The sequence below is a fragment of the Leisingera aquaemixtae genome, from assembly GCF_019801145.1.
In the GTDB taxonomy this organism is placed as follows: domain Bacteria; phylum Pseudomonadota; class Alphaproteobacteria; order Rhodobacterales; family Rhodobacteraceae; genus Leisingera; species Leisingera aquaemixtae_A.
The window spans coordinates 31,589-54,014 of the sequence record NZ_JAHVJQ010000006.1 but is presented as its reverse complement, the minus strand read 5'-3'; the positions used below and the strand labels follow the sequence as shown (position 1 = coordinate 54,014).

Below are 22,426 nucleotides of genomic sequence, written 5' to 3'. Positions count from 1 at the left end.
GGACATGCGGGGATGGCGCAAGAGTCTTGTAACAGGACGGCGGCGGCGGAGCGCCTTGCAGATAAGAAAAACCGGCCTTCCCTTACGGAAAGGCCGGTCCCTGCGGGGCGAGTATTTTTTAGAAAGGTGAAAGAGCAGGCGGCTCTCTCAGCCCTCGACTTTGGTGAGGTCGGCAACCTGGCCGCAGACCTGGCGGATCTGGCTCAGCAGGTTCAGCCGGTTGCGGCGCACCACTTCGCTGTCGGCATTCACCTGCACCGCCTCAAAGAACGCATCGATCGGCGCGCGCAGGGCGGCCATGCCCCGCATGGCCGCCGCGAAATCTTCGGCCTCGATGGCCGGAGAGATTGCCGCCCCGCCTGCCTCCAGCGCGTCGAACAGCGCGGTTTCCGTCGCGTCCTCGGCAAACTTGCGGTCGGCGCCAAAGGAGTATTCGACGCCGTCCTTTTCCTCGGCCTGGCTAAGGATGTTGTTGGCGCGCTTGAAGCCCTGCAGCAGGTTCTCGCCGTCCTCGGTCTTCAGGAAATCCTCCAGGGCGCGCGCGCGTTTCACCAGAAGGGTCAGGTCGTCGTTGCCCTCCATCGCGATGCAGGCGTCGATCACGTCGTGGCGGATGCCCTGATCGCGCAAGAACACCTTGAGGCGGTCGTGGAAGAAGGAGAGGAGATCATCCGAGGTGTCCGGCACTCTCCTCTCAAGTTCCAGAAAGGCCGTGGCAGGCAAGCCACCAATGCGATCTTTCACAGCTTCGAAGGCTGAGCCAAATACACCATGTGCTGCAATTTCTTTCAGCAGGGCATTGACGTTCTCCTCCGGCAACTCACCGTTGGCGGCGCTTTCGGCCCGCAGCAACTGGCTGTCAAAGAACCGGTCCAGCGGCATCCGCACATCATTCTCCAGCACCAGCCGGATCACCCCCAGCGCAGCGCGGCGCAGGGCAAAGGGGTCTTTCGAGCCGGTGGGCTTTTCATCAATCGCCCAAAAGCCGGTCAGCGTGTCCAGCTTGTCGGCCAGCGCCACGGCAACCGAGACAGGCTCCGACGGCACATCGTCACCCGGCCCCAGCGGCGAATAATGCGCTTCGCAGGCGTTTGCCACTTCCTGCGGCAGGCCCGCGGCCTCGGCGTAGTAGCGGCCCATCAGCCCCTGCAGCTCCGGGAACTCATAGACCATTTCGGAGCTGAGGTCGGCCTTGGCCACCCGCGCCGCCTGCTCGGCCAGATCCGCATCGGCGCCAACCACCGGCGCTATCTCCCGCGCCAGCGCAGCGATGCGGTCAATCCGCGCCGCCTGGGTGCCCAGCTTGTTGTGGAAGGTCACATTGCCGAGGTTCTCCACCCAGGCACTCATGCCGGCTTCGGATTTCGCCGTGCGCAGGTCGTTCTCCCAGAAGAACTTGGCATCGGCCAGACGCGCCGACAGGACCTTTTGGTTGCCCGCCAGGATGGTGGCGCCATTGTCCGCGGTCTCACGGTTGGCAACGGTGATGAACTTCTCGATCCGCCCGGTCTTGGGGTTTTTCACCGAGAAGAACTTCTGGTGCTCCTTCATCGAGGTCTGCAGCACCTCCGGCGGCAGTTCCAGGAACTCCTCGTCAATGGCGCCCATCAGCACGACGGGCCATTCGACCAGACCGGCAACCTCAGCCAACAGGCCGTTGTCCTCAACCACGTCCAGCCCGTTGGCAAAGGCCTGATTGGTCGCCTCCTGCCAGATCGCCTCCGCCCGCTCGCGGGCATCCAGCACCACATGGGCGCGCTTCAGCTTGGCAGCATAGTCGTCAAAACCGGTGACGGCGAATTCTTCCGGCGCCATGAAGCGGTGGCCGCGGGTGGTGTTGCCGGATTTGATGCCGTCGATGTCCAGATCCACCACGCTCGCACCCGCCTCATCCGACAGGATGCAGAGGATCGAATGCAGCGGGCGCACCCAGCGCAAGGATCCTGCGCCCCAGCGCATGGATTTCGGCCAGGGGAAGTTGCGGATGGTGTCTTCCAGCACTTCGGCAATGATCGCCGCCGCCGGGCGGCCCGGCTTTTCAATCATCGCGAAATAGACCGCGCCCTTGGGGGTCTCGCGCTCCTCCAGTTGCTCGCGGCTCAGCCCTGCGCCGCGCAGGAAGCCCTCGATCGCCTTGTCCGGCGCGCCGACCTTGGGGCCCTTGCGCTCTTCGCGGATGGTGGGGCTTTCCGCCAGCAGGCCGTCCACCGCCAGGGTCAGGCGGCGCGGCGTCGACAGCGCCGCGGCCCCGGCATAGGTGAGGCCCGCCTCGACCAGACCATCGGTCACGCGCTTTTTCAGGTCCTCCGCCGCACGCGCCTGCATGCGGGCCGGGATTTCCTCGGAAAACAGTTCAATCAGCAGATCGGGCATCAGATATCCTCGGGCGTGGCCGCGCGGGGCGCGGTAGGAATTCGGGTAGACCACCAAGGGCTGCAGAGGCCCGCGGGGTGGCGCGAATGCGCCGTCCCATGGGGGCGGGCCGGCGCAGCCCGGCCTGCGGCCGGGCGGGAGATTTCAAAACCGGCGGGAGTCATCAATCCCCCCCGCCCGCCTCAGGCCGCGGCGGGCATTCCTCGCCCACCACGGTGCCGTCATAGGCTTTCTGGCCGCAGTCATTCAGCTCATGCCAGACATAGCCGCGGCCCTCATTGGTGACGGCAACAATGCGGTCGACGCCATAGGAGATGTTCTTGACCGACAGGAAGGACTTGGCCGAACCCTCTGCCAGTTTCGCGCCAATAGCTGCAGCATCGAAACACTCGAACCAGTCCGGCGCATTGCGCGGCTCGGTCTTGTCCGACAGGGTAAAGACCTGCGCCAGCTCGTCCGGCTTCACCTTGGTGGTGAAACAGGCACGGTAGCGGATGGGGGAGCTGTCAGCGTCAATCGCCTCAAAGCCAGAGTAGGCAATCGGCTGCGCCTCGCCGCCTTCCAGCGGCACCAGCACTACGTCGCGGCCCGGCTGCAGCGCGACCTCATCATAGAAACCATAGACCTGCAGGTAATACATCGCCCCCCCGGCGGCGAGGCCGGAGGCAATCAGGATCAGGGCAAGGAGTTTCCCCATAGCGTGCTGTCCCCTGCTCAGGCCGCGGTCTCGGGCACGTAGCCGCCAGCCTCGGTCAGCACAAAGGCATCGGCGCATTGCTTGGCCAAGGCGCGGACGCGGCCGATATAAGCCTGCCGCTCGGTGACGGAAATCACCCCGCGCGCATCCAGCAGGTTGAAGATGTGGGATGCCTTGATGCACTGGTCGTAAGCCGGATACGCCATGATGATGCGCTTGCCGGTCTTCGGGTCCATGTGCTCCTCAGCCAGAATGGCGGCGCATTCAGCCTCGGCCTCCTCGAAATGGCGCAGCAGCACCTCGGTATTGGCCACGTCGAAGTTCCAGCGGGCGTATTCTTCCTCGGTCTGCTTGAACACATCGCCATAGGTCAGCGGGATCATCGCATCCGGATCGTTGAACGGCATGTCCATCACGTGGTCGACGCCCAGCACATACATCGCCAGTCGCTCCAAGCCATAGGTCAGCTCGCCCGACACAGGATGGCAGTCATGGCCGCCGACCTGCTGGAAATAGGTGAACTGGGAAACTTCCATGCCGTCGCACCAGACCTCCCAGCCCAGGCCCCAGGCGCCCAGCGTAGGGCTTTCCCAGTCATCCTCGACAAAGCGGATGTCGTGCATCGCCATATCGACGCCGATGGCCTCCAAGGAGCCCAGGTACAGCTCCTGCAGGTTCGGCGGGCTCGGTTTGATCAGCACCTGGTACTGGTAATAGTGCTGCAGCCGGTTCGGGTTCTCGCCATAGCGCCCGTCGGTGGGGCGGCGCGAGGGCTGCACATAGGCCGCGGCCCAGGCCTTGGACCCCAGCGAGCGCAGCGTGGTCGCCGGGTGGAAGGTGCCCGCGCCGACTTCCATGTCGTAGGGCTGCATCACTGCACAGCCCTTGGCGGCCCAGTAGTTCTGGAGCCTCAGGATAATCTCTTGGAAGGAGCGCGGCGCGCCGTTGGTCTCGGTCATCTCTCATCCCTTTGGGGGCAGCTAAGGCAGCAATTGCGGGGATCTTCCTATGCAAGGCTTTTGGCAGGGTCAACGCCCTGCGGGCGCTTGCGCCCGCGCTGCGGCCTGCTGCACGCAGCGCATCGGCAACAAAAGTGCGGGAATGCGGCAACGGGCCAGGAATTCCCCCTGCCGTGAGGAGTTCCCTTTGGCCGCTCAAAATGCTTTATCTCCGCAGCAAGAATATAAGAGTACTTCCGGGATACGAGGCCCACACATGAAAAAACTGTTTGCCGCTCTGGCCCTGCCGCTGATTGCGCTGGCCATTGCGTTCACGGCGCCTGCTTCGGCGCAAAGCAGCCGCGATGCGGTCTGGATCCAGATCGCCGCCCGGCCTTCCCTGCGTGAAGCCGAAAACGAGGCCCGCAGCTATGCCGCCCGCCTGCCCGATGTCTCCGGCTATGCGCTTGGCGGCGGCTGGTACGGCGTGGTTCTGGGGCCTTATGCCCGCGAGGACGCCGAGCGCGTGCTGCAGGTCTACCGCGCCGAGGGCCAGATCCCGCGCGACAGTTTCATCGCCTTTAAGCGCAACCTGCGCAGCCAGTTCTACCCGGTTGCCGCGGATGCCACCCAGCCAGCCGAGCCGGCCCCGGCGCCCGCTCCGGCGGAACCCGCGGTGCAGGAGCCCGAGCCTCAGCAGCAGACGGCCCTGCAGTCGACCCTGCCCGATGAGACCCCGGCCCAGGCGCGCCGCAGCGAAAGCACGCTCAGCCGCGAAGAACGGATGCAGCTGCAGGTCGCGCTGAAGGCCGCAGGCTTCTACAACTCCGGCATCGACGGCGCTTTTGGACGCGGAACCCGCGCCTCAATGAGCGACTGGCAGGCCGCCCGCGGCTTTGAGCCGACCGGCGTGCTGACCACTGCCCAGCGCCAGGTGCTGATGGATGAATACAATGCCCCGCTGATTTCCGCCGGCATGGCCCGTGTGGAAGACGCCAAGGCAGGCATCGCGCTGCAGATCCCGGCCGGTGAAGTCGCCTTCGACCGTTATGAATCGCCCTTTGCCCATTACACCAGCAAAGGCGATCTGGGCGCCCAGGTGCTGCTGATCAGCCAGCCTGGCGACAAGCGCACCCTGTTCGGCCTCTATGACATCCTGCAAACGCTGGAAATCGTGCCGCTGGAAGGCCCGCGCCAGCGCGGCGCTGACAGCTTCACCATCGAAGGGCGCAACAATCAGATCGTCTCCTTCACCCAGGCCAGCCTGAAGAACGGCGAAGTCAAAGGCTTCACCCTGATCTGGCCCGCCGGCGACGAAGACCGCCGCACCCGGGTGCTGGCCGCAATGCAGGCCAGCTTCACCCGCCTCGAGGGCGTGCTGGACCCCGCGGCCGGCGGCGACGCGGTGCAGAGCGTCGACCTGGTTTCCGGCCTGGAGATCCGCAAGCCGAAACTGTCGCGCTCCGGTTTCTTCGTGGACGGCAGCGGCAGCGTCCTGACCACCTCCGACGTGGTGGCCGGCTGCAGCCGGATCACCTTGGACCACGGCTACCAGGCCGAAGTGGCGGCCAATAACACCGCCGAGGGCATCGCCATCCTTAAACCCGCAGAGGCGCTGGCGCCGGCCGCAGTAGCCGGTCTCAGCACCGCCTCGCCGCGCCTGCAGTCCGAGGTCGCCGTGTCCGGCTTCTCCTACGAGGGCGTGCTGGGCGCCCCAAGCCTCACCTGGGGCAAGATCGCCGATGTCAAAAGCCTGGACGGCAATGCCAGTGTTGCGCGCTTGGACCTGGCGGCGCAGCCCGGCGATGCCGGCGGCCCGGTTCTGGATGCAACCGGCGCGGTTCTGGGGATGCTGCTGCCGCGGAAGACCGGCGGCCAGCAGCTGCCCGAAGGTGTGAGCTTTGCGGTGAACGCCGACGCAATCCGTACCGCGCTGAACGCCGCCGGAGTGACCCCTGCGGCACAGCCCGCCTCCTCCGGCAGCCTGCCCAATGCAGCGATGACCCGGCTGGCCTCCGGCATGACCGTCCTGGTCAGCTGCTGGGAGTGATGGGGGCGGCCTGACAGAAGGCCGACAGCCCGTGAAACAGAAAGCCGGCGCAGAATATGCGCCGGCTTCTCTTGTTCTCAGCCACGGCATTGCAGGCGCGGGAGAGCCCCGCTCCAGCCTTTGCCCGCGCCGTTCAGTAGGGGTGGATGCGGCCGTCCCAGGTATGGAAACAGCCGGTGGTATCCAGCGTCAGGATCTCGAATTCGTTGATCAGCCCAGCAACCGACTCCTGCACCGTGATATCGCCGTCATCACCACCCATGTCGGTCTGCACCCAGCCGGGGTGGTAGATGCCCACGGCAATCCCCTCCGGCTGCAGGTCGGTGGCCAGGTTGCGCCCGATATTCAGTGCCGCCGCCTTTGACGCCCGGTAGGCATAGCTGCCGCCCGGCGCGCGGGTGTGGCTGGCCATCTGCGACGACAGGATGGCAATCTTGGGGTTGTCCGCAATCCGCAAGTTCGGCAGCATAGCCTGAACCGTCAGGAATACGCCGGTCACATTGGCCGCCAGGGTCTTGGTCCAGACCTCGGCCGAGTAATCCTCCAGCCCCATCGCCTTGTCGATATAGACCCCGGCATTGCAGACCAGCAGATCCACCGGCCGGTTCCGGATCTGGGCGGCAAAGCGCGCCTGCTGGCCGGGATCGGACACATCCAGCTTGACGCCGGAGGAATGATCGCGCGAGGTGCCCGTCACCTCGTACCCCGCCGCCTGCAGCTGTTTCACCAGCTCCTTGCCGATACCGCGGCTGGTTCCCGTTACAACTGCATGCATTCTGCCCTGCCCTTCAATTCGATTTACGTCCGGGACGGAACGGCAGCGGCATCACCGGCACCCCTTCCTCGATCAGCTCCCGCGCATCTTCCAGCTTGGCCTCGCCGTGGATCGCCCGCTCCGGCGCCTCGCCCAGGTGCATCGCGCGCGCTTCCCGCACAAAATTGTTTCCGACATAGTCGGAGTTTTCCTCAACCTTCTTCCGCAGCTCGGCCAGCGCCTTCTCCACTTCGCCCGAAGGACGGCTCAGCATGCCCGGGCTTGAGGCCGCAGGCGCAGCTGCCGGGACAGGAGCCGAGGCGGCCGCAGCCGCCGGTTTCGGTTCCGGCTCACCGACGCCCGACACCGCCTTGCGGCCGGGGCGCACCCGCGGCGCCATGATGGCCTTGTCAACCTGCGTGCCGCCGCAGACAGCACAGGACACCATCCCGGCTGCTGCCAGCTTGTCGAAGGCCGCCGCCGACTGGAACCAGCTGTCAAAGCTGTGGCCGTCTGCACATTTGAGGCTGTATTGAATCATGATTTCCCTCTTAGCAGGAAAGGCTGATTAAATCTCCCTTTCCGGCAAGCGCAAGAGGTCTCTCGCGCCTAGCGCGCTGCTTTCCCGTGCTGCAGCCGGTGCTGCAAACGTGCAGCCAGTTCCTGATGGGGAACGTCCGCCTCCACCGCCAGGCGCCTGAGGCCGAAATGCACATGCGCCATCTCGCGGTAATAGCCCGCGAAGACATAGTTCACCGCCGCCCCGGCCATGGCCCCGGCAATCGGCACCGCCTGGGCCGCCAGTTTCTGCCCCAGCACCGCGCCCAGCTTCGGCGCCACCTGGGCGATCAGCTTGTGCAGCCCGCCCGGCAGCCCCAGCCGGACCGAGATGAAGCCCAGATCGGCACCGTCATCCTCAGCCAGCGGGCCTGCCGCGGCAAAGACCTGAATGCAATCGAAGGCCACGCTCTCGGCTTCCGGGTCGAACCCCTCAGCCGCGGCGGCGCTCTGGATGGTGCGCAACAGAAATGCCGTGGTCGCCGGCAGCTCCACCAGCGCGCCCGGCAGGCCCGCGGCGCCGCCCGCAGCCCCCATAGCGGCGCTCACCATCCTGTCGACGCCGGGCGTTTGATCCGGCACCAGGCGGCGCGACTGGCTGGCGCCCTTCATGGCAACCCGCAGGGCGGTCTCCGTGGCGCCCGTCAGCCCGGCCCGCACCGGTGCCGGCAGCCGCTCCAGCAAGCTTTCTCCGCTGCCGCCGAGCCGGTTCAACAGATCGACGCCGAAACCGCCCGCCGCCCGGTGCCGCTGCGCCAGCGCATCCAGCTCAGCCTCAATCTCCTGCGGGGTAAAGACCCGCGCGTTTGTCAGAACATCTGCCACTTGCGCCTCCTCTGCCCTCTAAAGATCGGCAGCTAAAGGCACAATTTCAAGCCTGCCAGCGGGTCACCTGCCCCCGCACGCCGTCCCAGGCACCCGCCTGCAGCGCCAGCCCCAGAACCCGCTCAGGATTGGTGGGCGGCGGCATCTCGACACCGGAAAGCTTGGCGAAGCCGAACCGCTGGTAATAGGGCGCATCCCCCACCAGCATCACCCGCGCCCAGCCGGTTTCCCCGGCCTTGGCCAGACTGTCGCGAATCAGCGAACCGCCCAGACCTTCGCCCTGCCGGGTCGGGTGCACCGCCACCGGCCCCAAAAGCAGCGCCGGGGCTGTGCCGACCAGCACCGGCCAATAGCGGATTGCCGCCGCCAGAATGCCGTCGCTGTCGCGCGCCACTTCGCTCAGGCCCTCGACCGGCGGCACGCCGTCGCGCAGACGGTATGAGGACAGCGCCTCGCGTCCCGGCGCAAAGCACAGGTCATACAGCGCCTCGACCTCCCACCGGTCGTCCGGCCGCTCTGCCATCAATTCGATCACGCCGCCCCTGCCTCCGCGTTCTTCCCTGCAGGCTGGCATTCGGCCTAGCATGGGCGTAAGCCTTGGGCAAACATCTATATACCAGAGCAGGATGCAGCAATGTTCTACCGGCCCGAGGACGGCCACGGCCTCCCCCACAACCCGTTCAATGCCATTGTCACCCCGCGCCCGATCGGCTGGATCTCCAGCCGATCGGCGGACGGCGTCAACAACCTGGCGCCCTATTCCTTCTTCAACGCTGTCGCCTACACCCCGCCGCAGGTGATGTTTGCCTCCACCAGCAGCAAGCCGGACCAGGACGGCACCAAGGACTCGGTCGCCAACATCGAGGCCACCGGCGTGTTCTGCGTCAACGTGGTGTCCTACGCGCTGCGCGACGCCATGAACGCCAGTTCCGGCGCGCTGCCCAAGGACGTGGATGAGTTCGCCCACGCCGGGCTGGAGGCCGTGGAATGCGAGACCATCGCCTGTTCCCGCGTCGCCGCAGCTCCTGCGGCACTGGAATGCAAGCTCACCCAAATCGTCACCCTGCCGGGCGAAGCCAACAAAGTGGTGTTCGGCGAGGTCACTGGCGTGCACCTGCGCGACGACTGCCTGCGAGACGGTACCTTTGATGTCACCGCGTACCAGCCGCTGGCGCGCCTCGGCTACCGGGATTATTCGGTGGTGCGCGACCTGTTCACGCTGACCCGCCCCGACGACTGAGGCCCGCCATGCCGCTTCCCGACCCCCGCAAGCGCAACCCGATCATCCTGCCCGACGGCATGCCGCACACGGGCACGGTGATGCTGAGCCAAGTGCTGGACCATCCTAACATCATGGCAGGCGACTACAGCTATGCCTCCGATTTCGACCCGCCGCAGGACTGGGCGCAGCACCTGGCGCCCTACCTGTTCCCCGGATCGCGCGAACGGCTGGTGATCGGCCGCTTCTGCCAGATCGCCCACGGGGCGCGTTTCATCACCGCTTCGGCCAACCACGCGCAGGATGGGCTCAGCTGCTATCCCTTCCCGGTGTTCGACCCGGATCAGATGGCCGGCTTCCAGCCCGACACCCGTGACACCATCGTGGGCAATGACGTCTGGATCGGCTACGGCGCGCTGATCCTGCCCGGCGCCCGCATCGGCGACGGCGCCATTATCGGCGCCGGTGCCGTGGTGCGCGGCACCGTCCCGCCCTATGCCATCATCACCGGCAATCCGGGCGCGGTGCACAGTTACCGCTTCTCCAAACCGCAGATCGCCCGCCTGCTGGCGCTCAAGTGGTGGGACTGGCCCGCGGACCTCATCACCCGCGCCGAACCGGCACTGCTGTCCGGCGACCTCGACATGCTGGAAAGCATCGCGCCGGACTGACACACTGCCGCTAAGCGCTTGCTGGCCTGGTGAGCCAGAAGCCGCCTTTGGAAATCAAAAAGCCCGCAGTCCACTGAACTGCGGGCTTTTCTTTTACCTGCCGGGCCGCTCAGTGGCCGCCCAGGATCCCGGTCTTGACCGAGTAATCCACCGCGACCTCGTATTCCGGGTCGTCATCGCTGTCGACCATCAGGTGGCCCGCCTTGGTCAGCAGCTGGTGGCAGTCGCGGCTGAGGTGGCGCAACACCAGCGTCTTGCCCTCTGCCTCATACTTGCCGGCCACCGCCTCGATCGCCTGCAGCGCCGACTGGTCCACCACCCGGCTGCGGGCAAAGTCCACGATCACGTGGTCCGGGTCCTTCGCCACATCAAACAGCTCGATGAACCCGTCGGTAGAGCCAAAGAACAGCGGCCCCTCAATCTCATAGACCTTGGCGCCCTTGTCGGTTGCGGACTCGCGGGTATAGGCGTGAATGCGGCGGGCGTTGTTCCAGGCATAGGCCAGGGCTGAGACGATGACCCCCACAACCACCGCAACCGCCAGGTCTGACATCACCGTCACGACAGTCACCAGCACGATCACAAAGGCATCCATCAGCGGCACTTTGGTCATGATCTTCAGGCTGTTCCAGGCAAACGTCCCGATCACCACCATGAACATCACCCCGACCAGCGCCGCCAGCGGGATCTGCTCGATCAGCGGCGAGGCCACCACGATGAACAAGAGCAGGAACAGCGCCGCGGCGATGCCCGCAATCCGCGTCCGGCCGCCGGATTTCACGTTGATCATCGACTGGCCGATCATCGCGCAGCCGCCCATGCCGCCGAAGAAGCCCGTGACCACATTGGATGCGCCCTGTGCAATGCATTCCTGGCTGGCGCCGCCGCGCTTGCCGGTAATTTCCCCCACCAGGTTCAGCGTCAGCAGGCTCTCGATCAGGCCGATGGCGGCCAGGATCACCGCATAGGGCAGGATGATCCACAGCGTCTCAAGCGTGAACGGCGCCAGCGCAGTCCCGTAAAGCCCCTCACCGGTGCCAAACGGATTGTGGAACGCCGGGAAACCGCCCTCGATCGAGGCCATGTCACCGACCCGCGGCACATCCAGCCCCAAGGCGATCACCAGAACCGCAACGATCCCGATCCCCGCCAGCGGCGCCGGGATAACAGAAGTAATCTTGGGCATGCCCCAGATGATCACCATGGTCAGCGCTACCAGCCCCAGCATCATGTAAAGCGAAGCGCCGCTCAGCCATTCGGCACCACCCGAGCCCGGCACCTTGAACTGAGTGAGCTGCGCCAGGAAGATCACGATGGCCAGACCGTTCACAAACCCCAGCATCACCGGATGCGGCACCAGCCGGATGAACTTGCCCCAGTGCATGACCCCGGCAAAGATCTGCAAGATCCCCATCAGCACCACCGTGGCAAACAGGTATTCCACCCCGTGCTGCGCCACCAGCGCCACCATCACCACCGCCAGCGCGCCCGTCGCACCCGAGATCATGCCCGGCCGGCCACCGAACACGGCAGTGATCAGCCCGACCATGAAGGCCGCATAAAGCCCGACCAGCGGATGCACGCCCGCGACAAAGGCAAAGGCCACCGCCTCCGGCACCAGCGCCAGCGCCACGGTGAGGCCCGACAGCAATTCGGTGCGCACGCGGCCCGCGGTAAAGCCCTCATCCTGCATGATGGAGAGGTTCGGGGGGGAAATCTGCTTGGCCAGCAAAGCCACGGCTGCGCGTCTCATGTCAGGTACCTGTGCTCGGGAGGAGGAGTGTTCGCTGCCCGCCCCTAGCGGAAATATGCCAACGGGGCAAGGGCGCGGCCCCGCGGCAGGAGGAAGTCCCGTCCCAGAGAGAAAAAAATAGGTCAGCGCAACTACTGCAAATTGCGCGCGATACAGTTGGTCAGCGGCGCTGGCGTTGAACTATAGCGCTTGTTAGAAGTCGTCCTTTCACCTCGGGTTGCCAAACCGCCAACCACGCTGCATGAGTTGAGCGGATTACTGAAGGACACATCAATGCATCGCTTTACTTCCCGAGCAAATCACAAGGGCAATAAACTGACCAGATTGTCAGCCCTCGCTCTAACGATGACATTGTTCTCGGTTACTGAATTGAATGCACAGGCCACCGTTCCTGACTTGTCTCACCCCATTTCGCGGTACCGATTTAATAACCCAGACAAGCACACCCTGACATTCTGGCAAAAAGAAATTTCCTTTCAGGTAGTTGGGAACAACTTAGACCATCAGGCATTGGATGCAGCAGCAAGGGTCAGAACATTTTCCGAACACGCAGGTGTCCCATTTAAGATGTTTGGCACGCCGGAAGAATGGTTCAACGGCAGAACTTCCGTCTCTCCAGATGTGAACTACTTGGTAATATTCGACAGCTTCAAGGGTCTGGATGACAACGCTGAAAAATACATTCCTGCGAAAGGTTCCAGCCTAAGCTTTGAAGACGCTGACCCGCAAATTCAAAGCCTACTCAGCAGGGGCATAACCCGGCAAGGCGCGGGATGCTTTGCAGACTGGGTTGCAGATGAACACAATGCGATTTCTGCGTTTGTACTTGCAATCGACAACAGCAAACCTGAACTCAACCAGCGAGATTGTTCCAAGGGCATCGTTCCGAGTTCCTTTGGTGTAAGCAACGTCTCCAGCACAGTTGGCATCAACAACATCGGTGGAACTGGAAGAAACGCAGTCTTTCTGGACGAAAGCGACATTATTCTGCTCATCCGACTTTCTGCTTTCTGCCGGAATGAACTGAACGACTACTCTCTTAGGTGCGCTTCAGAGATTTTGAAGGGCTTATACAGAAATAACGCCGCACTCTACCAATAACACGCACAACCAAATCTGCAGGGGTACGTTAGCAGCATCAAAAAACCCAGCCACCTTTGCTTAGTATCCTCTGGCACTGTGCTGGATCGTTACCGCCCTCGGCGCCGCGGCGCTCACCGCGACCCTCCGGCGCGAGTAGCCCTTGCCCTTCATCTTTCCCCAAATACTCTTGCCGAAGGTAAAACCCGGCAGCGGCACCCGCCCGGTGCACAGAGGGTGCACAGGGGGTGCACGCATGCCACCCCCCAATTTCCCGCCTTGGGCTTGCCAAATCCGCCGCCGCTTGCGCATATCCGAACCAGCAGCAACAGGAGGGCAGGACATGACCAGGGAAACCATGATCGCCGTGATCGGCGGTTCCGGCATTTACGAGATCGACGGGCTGGAAGATGCGCAGTGGGTCTCTGTCGACACGCCCTGGGGGGCGCCGTCGGACCACATTCTGACCGGCACCCTGGACGGCGTCAAAATAGCCTTCCTACCCCGCCACGGCCGCGGCCATGTGCATTCCCCGACTGAGGTCCCCTACCGCGCCAACATCGACGCACTGAAGCGGTTGGGCGTCACCGACGTGTTCTCCGTCTCCGCCTGCGGCTCTTTCCGCGAAGAAATGGCGCCGGGCGATTTTGTTGTTGTGGATCAATTTATTGACCGCACCTTCGCGCGTGAAAAGAGCTTCTTCGGCACTGGCTGCGTAGCCCATGTGAGCGTCGCGCATCCGACCTGCGAACGGCTCTCGGACGCGGCAGTAGCAGCGGCACGGGATGCCGGTGTCAAGGTGCACCGCGGCGGCACATACTTGTGCATGGAAGGGCCGCAATTTTCCTCGATGGCGGAATCGAAGCTCTACCGCGAGCAATGGGGCTGCGACGTCATCGGCATGACCAACATGCCCGAGGCCAAGCTCGCCCGCGAGGCAGAGTTGTGCTACGCCTCGGTTGCCATGGTCACCGATTACGACAGCTGGCACCCGGAGCACGGCGCGGTGGAAATTACTGATATCATTGCAACTTTGCAGGGCAACTCTGCCAACGCCCGCGAACTGGTGCGCCGCCTGCCCGGCCTTCTGGGGAAAAAGCGCGCAGATTGCCCCCACGGCTGCGACAAGGCGCTGGAATACGCCATCATGACCGCCCCGGAAAAGCGCGATCCGGCACTGATCGCCAAGCTGGATGCAGTGGCGGGCCGGGTTCTGGGCTGAATCTCAGCACCGGCAGGAGCAACAGGGGCGCGGCACATGCCGCGCCTTTCTTGTTTCCAATAATCAAAAACTGAGGCAACTGCCACTGCATCAATACACGGCCTGGGTGTTGTGAAAATTCTTCCACACCCCTTGATTGAGGGCTCTCTCATTTCCTGAAGCGAATGTGCAAGCCGCGACACACTGCTCATAAATAAACTGTTTCTTAAGCTGACATTGCCCGGAAAACTGCTTGCCCTAGCGTAATCTTAAGAATGCCATCTTACGCTTGGGTATCAGAGCCCCTTGTTCCAATCAGCCTCCGGAGTACCAGATGATCCAGCCGGTTATCAGCAGCATGCCTTCCCTTGACGACTTCCTGTTCAGCCATGACACCGCCCGGGAGGCAAACCAGGCCCCGGGCACAGCCGCTGAAGCATTTGGCCTTCCCGACAGCCTACTGCCCGGCGATGGCGACCATTTTGAATTCGCGGCGGCCACACCAGCGCCGGCACCCGGATCGCAGAGCCGCAGCGAAGACTCCCTCGATCCGGCCGCCCCGGATCCGGCAAGCCCCCCGGACAGTTCGATCAGCCTTGCTGCCAGCGTCAGCGCAGGATCCAGCCTCGCCGCATTCAGTGAAGCCTTTGGTGGGCTGACCGGGATGAGCGGGCTCGTCTTCATCGACGGGCAAGGTGCGGCCAAGGGCGGGAATGGCGGCGGCGGCGGCGGTGGAAACGGCGGTGGCAAAGGCGGCGGCGGGAACGGTGGCAACGGCGACGGTGGCGTGATGGACAGCTATGTTTCCGGCAATTCGGATGGATCAGGCTTCAATATCGAGATTGTTTTCGAAGGCAGCTGGACAGCCGCATTGCAGCAAAGCTTTGTCGATGCCTCTGAACTGATCTCCGATATCATTCTGGGCGACATCGGGGATGTGTTCTTCCGCGGCAAGACCATTGACGACCTCCGCATCGAGGCCACGCTTTCCGACATCGACGGCAGCGGCGGCATCCTCGGGCAAGCCGGTCCGACGGCCTACCGCACCGCAGATTTCCTGCCCGCGATGGGGATCATGGAATTCGATACTGCCGATGCAGAAGCATATGATGCGGCCGGCCTATTCAACGACATCGTTTTCCACGAAATGATGCATGTCCTCGGCTTCGGCACCATGTGGGACAACATGGGGCTGGTCGCAAACGGTCCCGGCGGGACGCTTGAATTCACCGGTGTGAATGCCGCCACTGCCTTTGCGCTTGAGTTCGGCGCGGGCCCGGTGTCTGTCGAAACCGATGGCGGTCCGGGCACTGCCGGCGGCCACTGGAACGAAGGCGGCAGCGACGGCTTTGCATTCGGCAATGAAATCATGACCGGTTATATCAACGCCGGCGGGAATTATCTCTCGAACACGACGATCGCTGCGCTGGAGGACATGGGCTACGACACAGTATTCGACGCAGCGGATCCGCTAACAGCGACCTCGGGGCTCAATCTCTCGATTTTCAGCGACAACATGATTGGCTAGGGCGAGGCCCCCGGGACAAGGGCGGGCGCAGGCCGCCTGCCCTGTTCACGCGCCGGACCGGCTGGCTGGCCGGGAATGCGGCTTGCAACACGTTAACGGCACGCGCCATTCCCCCTTGCAAGCCTGCGCCGCATCGGTCAAACCGCCGTTGGCCTGGCTCAATCCGCCGGGCCGCTGTTGCCGTTCCGCCAAGGGAGAGCCCGCCCATGCCCAAGAAGCCTGCCGTCAAGGACTACATCCGCACCATCGTCGACTTCCCGCATGAAGGTATCATGTTCCGCGATGTGACCACGCTGTTTGCCGACACCCGGGGTTTTCGCATGGCAATCGACCAGATGCTGCACCCCTACGCCGGTGAGCAGATCGACAAGGTGGTGGGGCTTGAGGCGCGCGGCTTCATCCTGGGCGGCGCCATTGCCCATCAGCTCGGCACCGGCTTTGTGCCGATCCGCAAGAAGGGCAAGCTGCCCGGCACCACCATCAGCCAGGACTACAAGCTGGAATACGGCGAGGCGATTGTGGAGATCCATGACGACGCCATCAAGCCGGGTGAGAAGATTCTGGTGGTGGACGACCTGCTGGCCACCGGCGGCACCGCGGGCGCGGGCATCAAGCTGATCGAGCGGCTAGGCGGTGAGATCATCTCCTGCGCCTTCATCGTCGATCTGCCGGAACTGGGCGGGCGCAAACTCTTGGAGGACATGGGCATGGACGTACATGTGCTCTGCGAGTTCGAGGGCCTCTGAACATCCGCCCCTGACTGCATCTATGCGAGGCCGGAAGGCTCCCGCCGGTCAGGCGCCTTTCCAGGGAAAGGCTGTTCCCGTTGGGCATGGCCCCTTCAGGCCCCTTGGGCCGGCAGGGGCGCGCCGCGCGGATGCGCGGCGCCGGGCCCAAAGCCGCCAGGCGGTCCGGCAAAGCCGGGCAGCCGCGGGTGCGGGAGCCCCCCAAAGATACCAGACCAAATCACTCCACGCGCAGCACCGCACCCGGGTTCATGATGCCATTGGGGTCCAGCGCCTGTTTGATGGCGCGCATCGCGGCCAGCTTGGCGGGGTCGCCGTAGCGCTCCAAATCGCCTGATTTCATCCGCCCCACCCCGTGCTCGGCGCTGAAGGAGCCGCCGAAGGCCTGCACCAGATCATGCACCGCCGCTTTGACCGCATCGCGCGAGGAGTCATAGTCCTCCCGCTTGCGGCCCTTGGCCGGGAACACGTTGTAGTGCAGGTTGCCGTCGCCCAGATGGCCAAAGCAGTTGATGCGGAAATCGCCAAGCCGGGCAACCGCCGCTCTGCCCTGTTCGATGAAAGCCGGGATTTCCGAAATGGGCACCGAAATATCATGGCTGGAGACCGATCCGATGGCCTTGTTGGCCAGCGGGATATGCTCGCGCACGGCCCACAGCATCTGCCGCTGGCTGTCCGACTGGGCAATCACCCCGTCGCTGGCGAGGCCCGCCGCCTCGGCGGCTTCAAACAGCGCAGCCAAAGTGTCCTCCGCCTCCAGCCCGCGCGGCAGGCCCAGCTCGATCAGCACGCACCACTCCGGCGCGTCCGCAAAAGGCTGGCGGACCTGCGGCAGCGTCTCAGCCAGGAACGCCAGCCCCTGGCGGTGGATCAGCTCAAAGGCGCTGACGCCCTCGCCCGCGTGATCCCGGGCCAGGGCCAGCAGATCAATGGCCGCCTGCGGATCGGTCACGGTAAAGACCGCTGTGCCCTGCGACGCCGGGATCGGCGACAGTTTCAGCGCGGCAGCGGTGATCACGCCCAGGGTGCCCTCGGCCCCGATCAAGAGGTTCCTCAGGTCATAGCCGGTGTTGTCTTTTCTGAGCCGCGACAAGCCGTGCCAAATCTCGCCCGTCGGCAGCACCGCCTCCAGCCCCAGGCAGAGGTCGCGGGCATTGCCGTAGCGCAGCACGTTAACACCGCCGGCATTGGTCGAGAGGTTGCCGCCGATCCGCGCGGAGCCTTCGGCCGCCAGCGACAGCGGGAACAAGCGGCCCGCCGCCTGCGCCGCCGCCTGCACGTCGGCCAGAATGGCGCCGGCCTCGGCGATCAGCACATTCTCCCGGGCATGAACCGCCCGGATCGCCGCCATCCGCTCCAGCGAGATCACCAGAGGAGCCGGCCCGTCCGGCATCACCTGGCCGCCAACCAGGCCGGTGCCGCCGCCATAAGGCACCACCGGCACCCGGGCGGCATTGGCTTTGCGGACCAGGATGGACACCTCCTCCACGCTGCGCGGCAGGGCCAGCAGCCCCGCCTGCCCCTGAAAGCGGCCGCGCGGCTCTTCCAGGTAACGCGGTTCAGCAGCGCGCAGCACGCCTTCAGGCAGCAGGCTTGAAAGGCGGGAGGAAAAGGCAGCGTCGGCGGGGTTCAGTTTCATGCCTTATCCATGCCGCAAGGCCCTGCGGCTGGCAAGCCAACTTACTCTTCTTCCAAAAGGTACTTGGGCCGCAGCACATGAATGGTCGGGCGGCCCGGCAGGCTGCGCAGGGACACCGACAACTCGCTGTTGCCCTCATCCACCACATCAAATTCCGGGCCGATCTTGGCCAGGAAACGCTCCAGCGAGTAGTCGCTGAACCAGTGCATCGGGATGATAACCGAGGACCGCAGCCGCCCCAGCACCTCCAGCATCTGATCAAGCGGCAGGGTGATACCGCCGTCCACCGCCGCCATCACCACGTCGAGCCGCCCAAGCGCTGCATATTGCTCTGGTGTCGGCACATGATGCAAGTGGCCCAGATGGCCGATGCACAGGCCCGCGGCCTCGAAGACAAAGATCGAATTACCGCGTTCCTCGACCCCGCCGAACATGTTGCGGATGTCTGTGGGCACATTGCGGATCAGCATCTCGCCTAGGTCAAGGTGATGGTCGATGCCCGCACCAAACGGCCCCCACCCCTCCAGCACATGCGGGATGGCCGGGTCGGGATGGGCAGTCCAATGGGTCTCATGGGCGTGGTTCATGGTGACCACATCCGGGATCAGCGGCGCAGCGCCGGTGAAGCCCGTGAAATCGGTGACCACATTCAGCCCGCCTTCGGTGCGCAGCAGAAAAGAGGCATGGGCGATGTAGCGGATATGCACGCTGTCCGCTGCAACCGGGTCCTGCCAGCTAGCCTGCTGCAGGTAGGCCAGTCCCGGTGCAGACTGTGCCAGCGCAATGCAATGGCTTTGCCGCCGCTCCTGCGCCTGCATGGCACTGGTGCAGAGGATCAGGCAAAGAAGGCTGATGTGACCGCGCATGAGGCAGGTTCTAGGGCGCAATCCGGTGTTGTCAGCCCTGTTCACTGAAAATTCAGGGCGAGGCGCTCCCGCCTGCTCCGGCAGAAGTGAACATTCTGCATCGCAGTTGGGCGTGGCGCGGGGCCTGCGGCCCGGCGCGGCTGGCGCATGGGTCTCTTGGTTTCTCCTGCCGCAAGGCCTTCTTGCGCCGCGCCGCATGTGCGGCGCCTGGCCCAACGGGAGCGCTGCATTTTCAATGCGGCAGCGACGGGCGGGAGTTCTCCCCGTTCTGCGGCGGCAGCGCCGGCTAGGCCTGCCCCGCCAGCGTCTTGCCGCGGCGGTCGTGGCGCAGGGAGGCATAAAGCACATGGGTGCGCCAGCGGCCGTTGATCTGCAGATAGGACTGGGCAACGCCCTCATATTTGAAGCCGGATTTCTCCAGCAATCCGCGCGACGCCTGGTTTTCCGGCAGGCAGGCGGCCTCGATCCGGCTCAGGTCCAGCTTGGTGAAGGCATGATGCACCACCGCGCCGATCGCTTCGCGCATGTAGCCCTGGCGCGCGAACGGCAGCCCGGTCCAGTACCCCAGCGTGCCCGCCTGCGCCGGGCCGCGGCGGATATTGTCCAGCGTGATCGCCCCCACCAGAACTTGATCGGACCGGCGCACCAGGAACAGCGGCAGCGCGGTGCCGCCGGACACCGAGCGGCGCGCCCAGTAGACCCGGTTGGTAAAGCTTTTGCGGCTGAGGTGATCCGCCGCCCAGCTCGGCTCCCACGGTGTCAGATAGGGCTGGCTTTGCAGCCGGAGTGCCGCCCAGCCGTGAAAATCCGCATGCACCGGCGGCCTGAGGGTCAGGCGCTCGGTTTCGATGCGGACCTTGCGGCGGGTGAGCAGCATCAGGCGGCGCGCCTCTCCTGCAGCCTCTCCAGCGCCGGGGCGTCCGCCACCGGGCCATAAAGCGCCAGCGCCGCAGGCGCCGATACCGCCATGATCTCAGCCAAGCCGCGCACGTCCTGGGTGGTCACTGCATTGATGCGTTCCACCGTGCGCTCCAGCGACGGCACCTTGCCCCAGATCTGCACCAGCCTCGCCAGCCGCTCCGCCCGGTTCGAGGGGCTTTCCAGCCCCATCAGCATCCCGGCCTTCATCTGGGCGCGGGCGCGTTCGACCTCGGCGTCGCTCATGTCGTCGGCGGCGCGCTTCATCTCGTCGATGGTGATGCCTGCAAGTTCTTCCAGCTGTTCACCGGAGGTGCCCGCGTAGACCGTCATCGAGCCGGTATCGGCGTAAGAGCCCGCCTGCGAAAAGATCGTGTAGCAGAGGCCGCGCTTCTCCCGCACCTCCTGGAACAGCCGCGAGGACATGCCGCCGCCAAGCGCGCTGGCATAGATCTGCGCGGTGTACATCGACTGGTCGCGGTACCCCGGGCCTTCGAAGGCCAGCGCGAAATGCGCCTGCTCCAGGTCCTTCACCTGCCGCGCCTCGCCGCCGGTGAATGTCGCGCCCTCGGCTGTGAAGTCCGGCTTGGCCTCCATATGGCCAAACAGCTGCTCCGCCAGTTTGACCAGCGCATCGTGGTCGACGCCGCCCGCCGCCGCCAGGATCATCTGGCCCGGGCCGTAATGCTCGGCAACAAAGCCTTCCAGATCCTCGCGCGAGAACGCACGGACACGCTCCGCCGGGCCAAGGATGGTCCGGCCCAACGGCTGGCCACGGTAGCTTTCCTCCTGCAGCCAGTCAAAGATCACGTCATCCGGCGTGTCCAGCGACTGGCCGATCTCCTGCAGGATCACCCCGCGCTCAACCTCGATTTCGCGCTGGTCGAACACGGGGTTCAGCAGAATGTCCCCGATCACATCCACCGCCAGCGGCACGTCGCCCTTGAGCACACGGGCGTAATAGGCCGTCACCTCGCGCGAGGTGTAGGCGTTTATGTAACCGCCCACATCCTCGATCTCTTCGGCGATCTGCAGGGCCGTGCGGGTCTTGGTGCCCTTGAAGGCCATGTGCTCCAGGAAATGGGCGATGCCGTTCTGTTCAAGCCGCTCGTGGCGGCCGCCCGCTGTCACCCAGATCCCGACCGCCGCGGATTCCAGACCCGGCATATGCTCGGAGACGATACGGAACCCGTTGGCGAGTGTGTGCTGCTGAACTGTCAATTCGCGATGTTCTTTCTGATGTGATCCTCGAGGGCAGCCAGATCGTTGGCGATCCGGGTGACCCGTTCCGGCCTCTCATACAGGTCTGCCATGCGCGCAGGCAAGGGCGGATGAATGCCGCTGGCCTCTTCCACAGCCGCAGGGAATTTCGCCGGGTGCGCCGTGGCCAGCGTGATCATCGGCACCTCTGCGCTGCGATGCTCATTGGCGACCTTCACGCCAACCGCACCATGCGGACACAGCAGCTCGCCCGAGGCTGCCAGCTCGGACTTGATGGTCGCCAGGGTTTCCGCCTCGGAGGTGCGGCCGGAGACGTAATTTTCCGCCAGCGCCTGCATCGCGCCTTGCGACACGTCAAAACCGCCGTTCTTCAGCTCATCCATCAGCTGGGCGATGGCTTTGCTGTCCTTGCCATAGGCATAGAACAGCGCGCGCTCGAAGTTCGACGAGACCTGAATGTCCATCGAGGGAGAGATCGAGGGCTGGGTTTCGCCCTTGTAGTACCCCTGCCCCGACAGGCAGCGGTGCAAGATGTCGTTCTGGTTGGTGGCGACCACCAGCTGGTCGATCGGCAGGCCCATCTGCTTGGCGATGAAGCCCGCAAAGATGTCGCCGAAATTGCCGGTCGGCACGGTAAAGCTCACCTTGCGCTGCGGCGCACCGAGCGACACGGCGGAGGAGAAGTAATAAACCACCTGCGCCAGCACCCGCGCGATGTTGATCGAGTTCACACCCGCCAGCTTCACGCCGTCGCGGAAGTCGAAGTCGTTGAACATGTCCTTCACACGCGCCTGGCAGTCATCAAAGTCGCCATCCACGGCCAGCGCATGCACATTGGCGTCCTGCGGTGTGGTCATCTGGCGGCGCTGCACCTCAGAGACACGGCCATGCGGGTAGAGGATGAACACATCCACATTGCTGAGGCCGCGGAAGGCTTCCATGGCGGCAGAACCGGTATCGCCGGAGGTGGCGCCCGCAATGGTCACCCGGTCGCCGCGGCGCTCCAGGGCGGCCTGGAACAGCTGGCCGATCAGCTGCATGGCGAAATCCTTGAACGCCAACGTCGGGCCGTGGAACAGCTCCAGCAGGAAATGGTTCGGCGCCAGCTGCTTCAGCGGCGCACGGGCGGCGTGGCCGAAACCCTCGTAGGCGCGGGAGATGATGCCGCGGAATTCCTCGTCAGTGAAACAGTCGCCCAGGAAGGGGCGCATCACGCGGAAGGCGGTTTCCTCATACGAAAGGCCCGCCAGCGCCGCGATGTCGTCATGCGACATCTGCGGAATTTCCGCGGGCACATAGAGGCCGCCATCGCGGGCCAGGCCGGTCAGCATCGCGTCTTCAAAGGTCAGCTCGGGCGCTTGGCCCCGGGTCGAGATATATTTCATCGCC

The 22,426-nt window shown here is 64.4% G+C and carries 20 protein-coding genes; 7 read left to right on the top strand and 13 right to left on the bottom strand.

What is annotated here, in order from left to right; translation table 11 throughout:
* Nucleotides 1-147 precede the first annotated feature (147 nt).
* From glyS to KUW17_RS15230, 3 genes are all read right to left on the bottom strand, one after another.
* Nucleotides 148-2,373: a glycine--tRNA ligase subunit beta gene (gene glyS / locus KUW17_RS15240; protein ID WP_222480632.1), complete on the bottom strand. Its 2,226-nt coding sequence runs from the start codon at nt 2,371-2,373 to the stop codon at nt 148-150.
* 163 nt (nt 2,374-2,536) lie between these two features.
* Nucleotides 2,537-3,070: a DUF6446 family protein gene (locus KUW17_RS15235; protein WP_222480630.1), complete on the bottom strand. Its 534-nt coding sequence runs from the start codon at nt 3,068-3,070 to the stop codon at nt 2,537-2,539.
* A 17-nt stretch (nt 3,071-3,087) separates the two neighbouring features.
* A complete protein-coding gene (locus tag KUW17_RS15230) occupies nt 3,088-4,029 on the bottom strand; it encodes a glycine--tRNA ligase subunit alpha (protein WP_222480628.1) in 942 nt (313 codons plus the stop codon).
* Between the two features lie 256 nt (nt 4,030-4,285).
* Between KUW17_RS15230 and KUW17_RS15225 the strand changes: the two genes are divergently transcribed.
* Nucleotides 4,286-6,058: a trypsin-like peptidase domain-containing protein gene (locus tag KUW17_RS15225; protein ID WP_222480626.1), complete on the top strand. Its 1,773-nt coding sequence runs from the start codon at nt 4,286-4,288 to the stop codon at nt 6,056-6,058.
* 133 nt (nt 6,059-6,191) lie between these two features.
* On the opposite strand, the gene KUW17_RS15220 is transcribed toward KUW17_RS15225, so the two are convergent.
* The 4 genes from KUW17_RS15220 to KUW17_RS15205 form a co-directional block, all read right to left on the bottom strand.
* Nucleotides 6,192-6,833, bottom strand: a complete 642-nt coding sequence (locus KUW17_RS15220) for an SDR family oxidoreductase (RefSeq protein WP_222480624.1) — start codon at nt 6,831-6,833, stop codon at nt 6,192-6,194.
* Between the two features lie 13 nt (nt 6,834-6,846).
* On the bottom strand, nt 6,847-7,353 hold the full coding sequence (locus tag KUW17_RS15215; RefSeq protein ID WP_222480622.1) for a DUF1178 family protein: 507 nt from the start codon (nt 7,351-7,353) through the stop codon (nt 6,847-6,849).
* Nucleotides 7,354-7,421: 68 nt separating this feature from the next.
* A complete protein-coding gene (locus KUW17_RS15210) occupies nt 7,422-8,195 on the bottom strand; it encodes an EcsC family protein (RefSeq protein ID WP_222480619.1) in 774 nt (257 codons plus the stop codon).
* Nucleotides 8,196-8,241: 46 nt separating this feature from the next.
* On the bottom strand, nt 8,242-8,769 hold the full coding sequence (locus KUW17_RS15205; protein WP_261397230.1) for a GNAT family N-acetyltransferase: 528 nt from the start codon (nt 8,767-8,769) through the stop codon (nt 8,242-8,244).
* Between the two features lie 60 nt (nt 8,770-8,829).
* Here KUW17_RS15205 and KUW17_RS15200 point away from each other — a divergent pair, with 60 nt between their 5' ends.
* Nucleotides 8,830-9,435: a flavin reductase family protein gene (locus tag KUW17_RS15200; RefSeq protein WP_222480618.1), complete on the top strand. Its 606-nt coding sequence runs from the start codon at nt 8,830-8,832 to the stop codon at nt 9,433-9,435.
* An 8-nt stretch (nt 9,436-9,443) separates the two neighbouring features.
* Nucleotides 9,444-10,085, top strand: coding sequence for a CatB-related O-acetyltransferase (locus KUW17_RS15195; protein ID WP_222480616.1), 642 nt, complete (start codon nt 9,444-9,446; stop codon nt 10,083-10,085).
* A gap of 109 nt (nt 10,086-10,194) precedes the next feature.
* Here the strand turns inward: KUW17_RS15195 and KUW17_RS15190 are convergent, their stop codons facing one another.
* The gene (locus tag KUW17_RS15190; protein WP_222480614.1) at nt 10,195-11,838 is read right to left on the bottom strand and encodes a SulP family inorganic anion transporter; all 1,644 of its coding nucleotides are present in this window, start codon (nt 11,836-11,838) and stop codon (nt 10,195-10,197) included.
* A 273-nt stretch (nt 11,839-12,111) separates the two neighbouring features.
* On the opposite strand from KUW17_RS15190, the gene KUW17_RS15185 reads away from it, so the two are divergent.
* From KUW17_RS15185 to KUW17_RS15170, 4 genes are all read left to right on the top strand, one after another.
* On the top strand, nt 12,112-12,939 hold the full coding sequence (locus KUW17_RS15185; RefSeq protein WP_222480612.1) for a hypothetical protein: 828 nt from the start codon (nt 12,112-12,114) through the stop codon (nt 12,937-12,939).
* 322 nt (nt 12,940-13,261) lie between these two features.
* Nucleotides 13,262-14,140 (top strand): S-methyl-5'-thioadenosine phosphorylase, encoded by an 879-nt coding sequence (locus KUW17_RS15180; protein ID WP_222480610.1) that lies wholly within the window; start codon nt 13,262-13,264, stop codon nt 14,138-14,140.
* Between the two features lie 313 nt (nt 14,141-14,453).
* Entirely contained in the window at nt 14,454-15,647 is a 1,194-nt protein-coding gene (locus KUW17_RS15175) for a leishmanolysin-related zinc metalloendopeptidase (RefSeq protein WP_222480608.1), read from the top strand.
* 206 nt (nt 15,648-15,853) lie between these two features.
* On the top strand, nt 15,854-16,393 hold the full coding sequence (locus KUW17_RS15170; protein ID WP_222480606.1) for an adenine phosphoribosyltransferase: 540 nt from the start codon (nt 15,854-15,856) through the stop codon (nt 16,391-16,393).
* Nucleotides 16,394-16,613: 220 nt separating this feature from the next.
* Here KUW17_RS15170 and KUW17_RS15165 read toward each other — a convergent pair whose 3' ends face one another.
* The 5 genes from KUW17_RS15165 to thrC form a co-directional block, all read right to left on the bottom strand.
* Nucleotides 16,614-18,032, bottom strand: a complete 1,419-nt coding sequence (locus tag KUW17_RS15165; RefSeq protein ID WP_222480604.1) for an FAD-binding oxidoreductase — start codon at nt 18,030-18,032, stop codon at nt 16,614-16,616.
* Nucleotides 18,033-18,073: 41 nt separating this feature from the next.
* Nucleotides 18,074-18,898, bottom strand: a complete 825-nt coding sequence (locus KUW17_RS15160) for an MBL fold metallo-hydrolase (RefSeq protein WP_222480602.1) — start codon at nt 18,896-18,898, stop codon at nt 18,074-18,076.
* Nucleotides 18,899-19,184: 286 nt separating this feature from the next.
* On the bottom strand, nt 19,185-19,775 hold the full coding sequence (locus tag KUW17_RS15155) for a GNAT family N-acetyltransferase (RefSeq protein WP_222480600.1): 591 nt from the start codon (nt 19,773-19,775) through the stop codon (nt 19,185-19,187).
* Nucleotides 19,775-21,037 (bottom strand): M16 family metallopeptidase, encoded by a 1,263-nt coding sequence (locus tag KUW17_RS15150; protein ID WP_222480597.1) that lies wholly within the window; start codon nt 21,035-21,037, stop codon nt 19,775-19,777. The genes KUW17_RS15155 and KUW17_RS15150 overlap by 1 nt, the downstream gene beginning before the upstream one ends.
* Entirely contained in the window at nt 21,034-22,422 is a 1,389-nt protein-coding gene (gene thrC, locus KUW17_RS15145) for a threonine synthase (protein ID WP_222480596.1), read from the bottom strand. The genes KUW17_RS15150 and thrC overlap by 4 nt, the downstream gene beginning before the upstream one ends.
* Between the last annotated feature and the right edge of the window lie 4 nt (nt 22,423-22,426).

What these genes read in the sequence shown, in the direction of transcription:
- glyS (WP_222480632.1), bottom strand. Translation starts at nt 2,373, where the DNA reads ATGCCCGATCTGCTGATTGAACTGTTTTCCGAGGAAATCCCGGCCCGC.
- KUW17_RS15235 (WP_222480630.1), bottom strand. Translation starts at nt 3,070, where the DNA reads ATGGGGAAACTCCTTGCCCTGATCCTGATTGCCTCCGGCCTCGCCGCC.
- KUW17_RS15230 (WP_222480628.1), bottom strand. Translation starts at nt 4,029, where the DNA reads ATGACCGAGACCAACGGCGCGCCGCGCTCCTTCCAAGAGATTATCCTG.
- KUW17_RS15225 (WP_222480626.1), top strand. Translation starts at nt 4,286, where the DNA reads ATGAAAAAACTGTTTGCCGCTCTGGCCCTGCCGCTGATTGCGCTGGCC.
- KUW17_RS15220 (WP_222480624.1), bottom strand. Translation starts at nt 6,833, where the DNA reads ATGCATGCAGTTGTAACGGGAACCAGCCGCGGTATCGGCAAGGAGCTG.
- KUW17_RS15215 (WP_222480622.1), bottom strand. Translation starts at nt 7,353, where the DNA reads ATGATTCAATACAGCCTCAAATGTGCAGACGGCCACAGCTTTGACAGC.
- KUW17_RS15205 (WP_261397230.1), bottom strand. Translation starts at nt 8,769, where the DNA reads ATGCCAGCCTGCAGGGAAGAACGCGGAGGCAGGGGCGGCGTGATCGAA.
- KUW17_RS15200 (WP_222480618.1), top strand. Translation starts at nt 8,830, where the DNA reads ATGTTCTACCGGCCCGAGGACGGCCACGGCCTCCCCCACAACCCGTTC.
- KUW17_RS15195 (WP_222480616.1), top strand. Translation starts at nt 9,444, where the DNA reads ATGCCGCTTCCCGACCCCCGCAAGCGCAACCCGATCATCCTGCCCGAC.
- KUW17_RS15190 (WP_222480614.1), bottom strand. Translation starts at nt 11,838, where the DNA reads ATGAGACGCGCAGCCGTGGCTTTGCTGGCCAAGCAGATTTCCCCCCCG.
- KUW17_RS15185 (WP_222480612.1), top strand. Translation starts at nt 12,112, where the DNA reads ATGCATCGCTTTACTTCCCGAGCAAATCACAAGGGCAATAAACTGACC.
- KUW17_RS15180 (WP_222480610.1), top strand. Translation starts at nt 13,262, where the DNA reads ATGACCAGGGAAACCATGATCGCCGTGATCGGCGGTTCCGGCATTTAC.
- KUW17_RS15175 (WP_222480608.1), top strand. Translation starts at nt 14,454, where the DNA reads ATGATCCAGCCGGTTATCAGCAGCATGCCTTCCCTTGACGACTTCCTG.
- KUW17_RS15170 (WP_222480606.1), top strand. Translation starts at nt 15,854, where the DNA reads ATGCCCAAGAAGCCTGCCGTCAAGGACTACATCCGCACCATCGTCGAC.
- KUW17_RS15165 (WP_222480604.1), bottom strand. Translation starts at nt 18,032, where the DNA reads ATGAAACTGAACCCCGCCGACGCTGCCTTTTCCTCCCGCCTTTCAAGC.
- KUW17_RS15160 (WP_222480602.1), bottom strand. Translation starts at nt 18,898, where the DNA reads ATGCGCGGTCACATCAGCCTTCTTTGCCTGATCCTCTGCACCAGTGCC.
- KUW17_RS15155 (WP_222480600.1), bottom strand. Translation starts at nt 19,775, where the DNA reads ATGCTGCTCACCCGCCGCAAGGTCCGCATCGAAACCGAGCGCCTGACC.
- thrC (WP_222480596.1), bottom strand. Translation starts at nt 22,422, where the DNA reads ATGAAATATATCTCGACCCGGGGCCAAGCGCCCGAGCTGACCTTTGAA.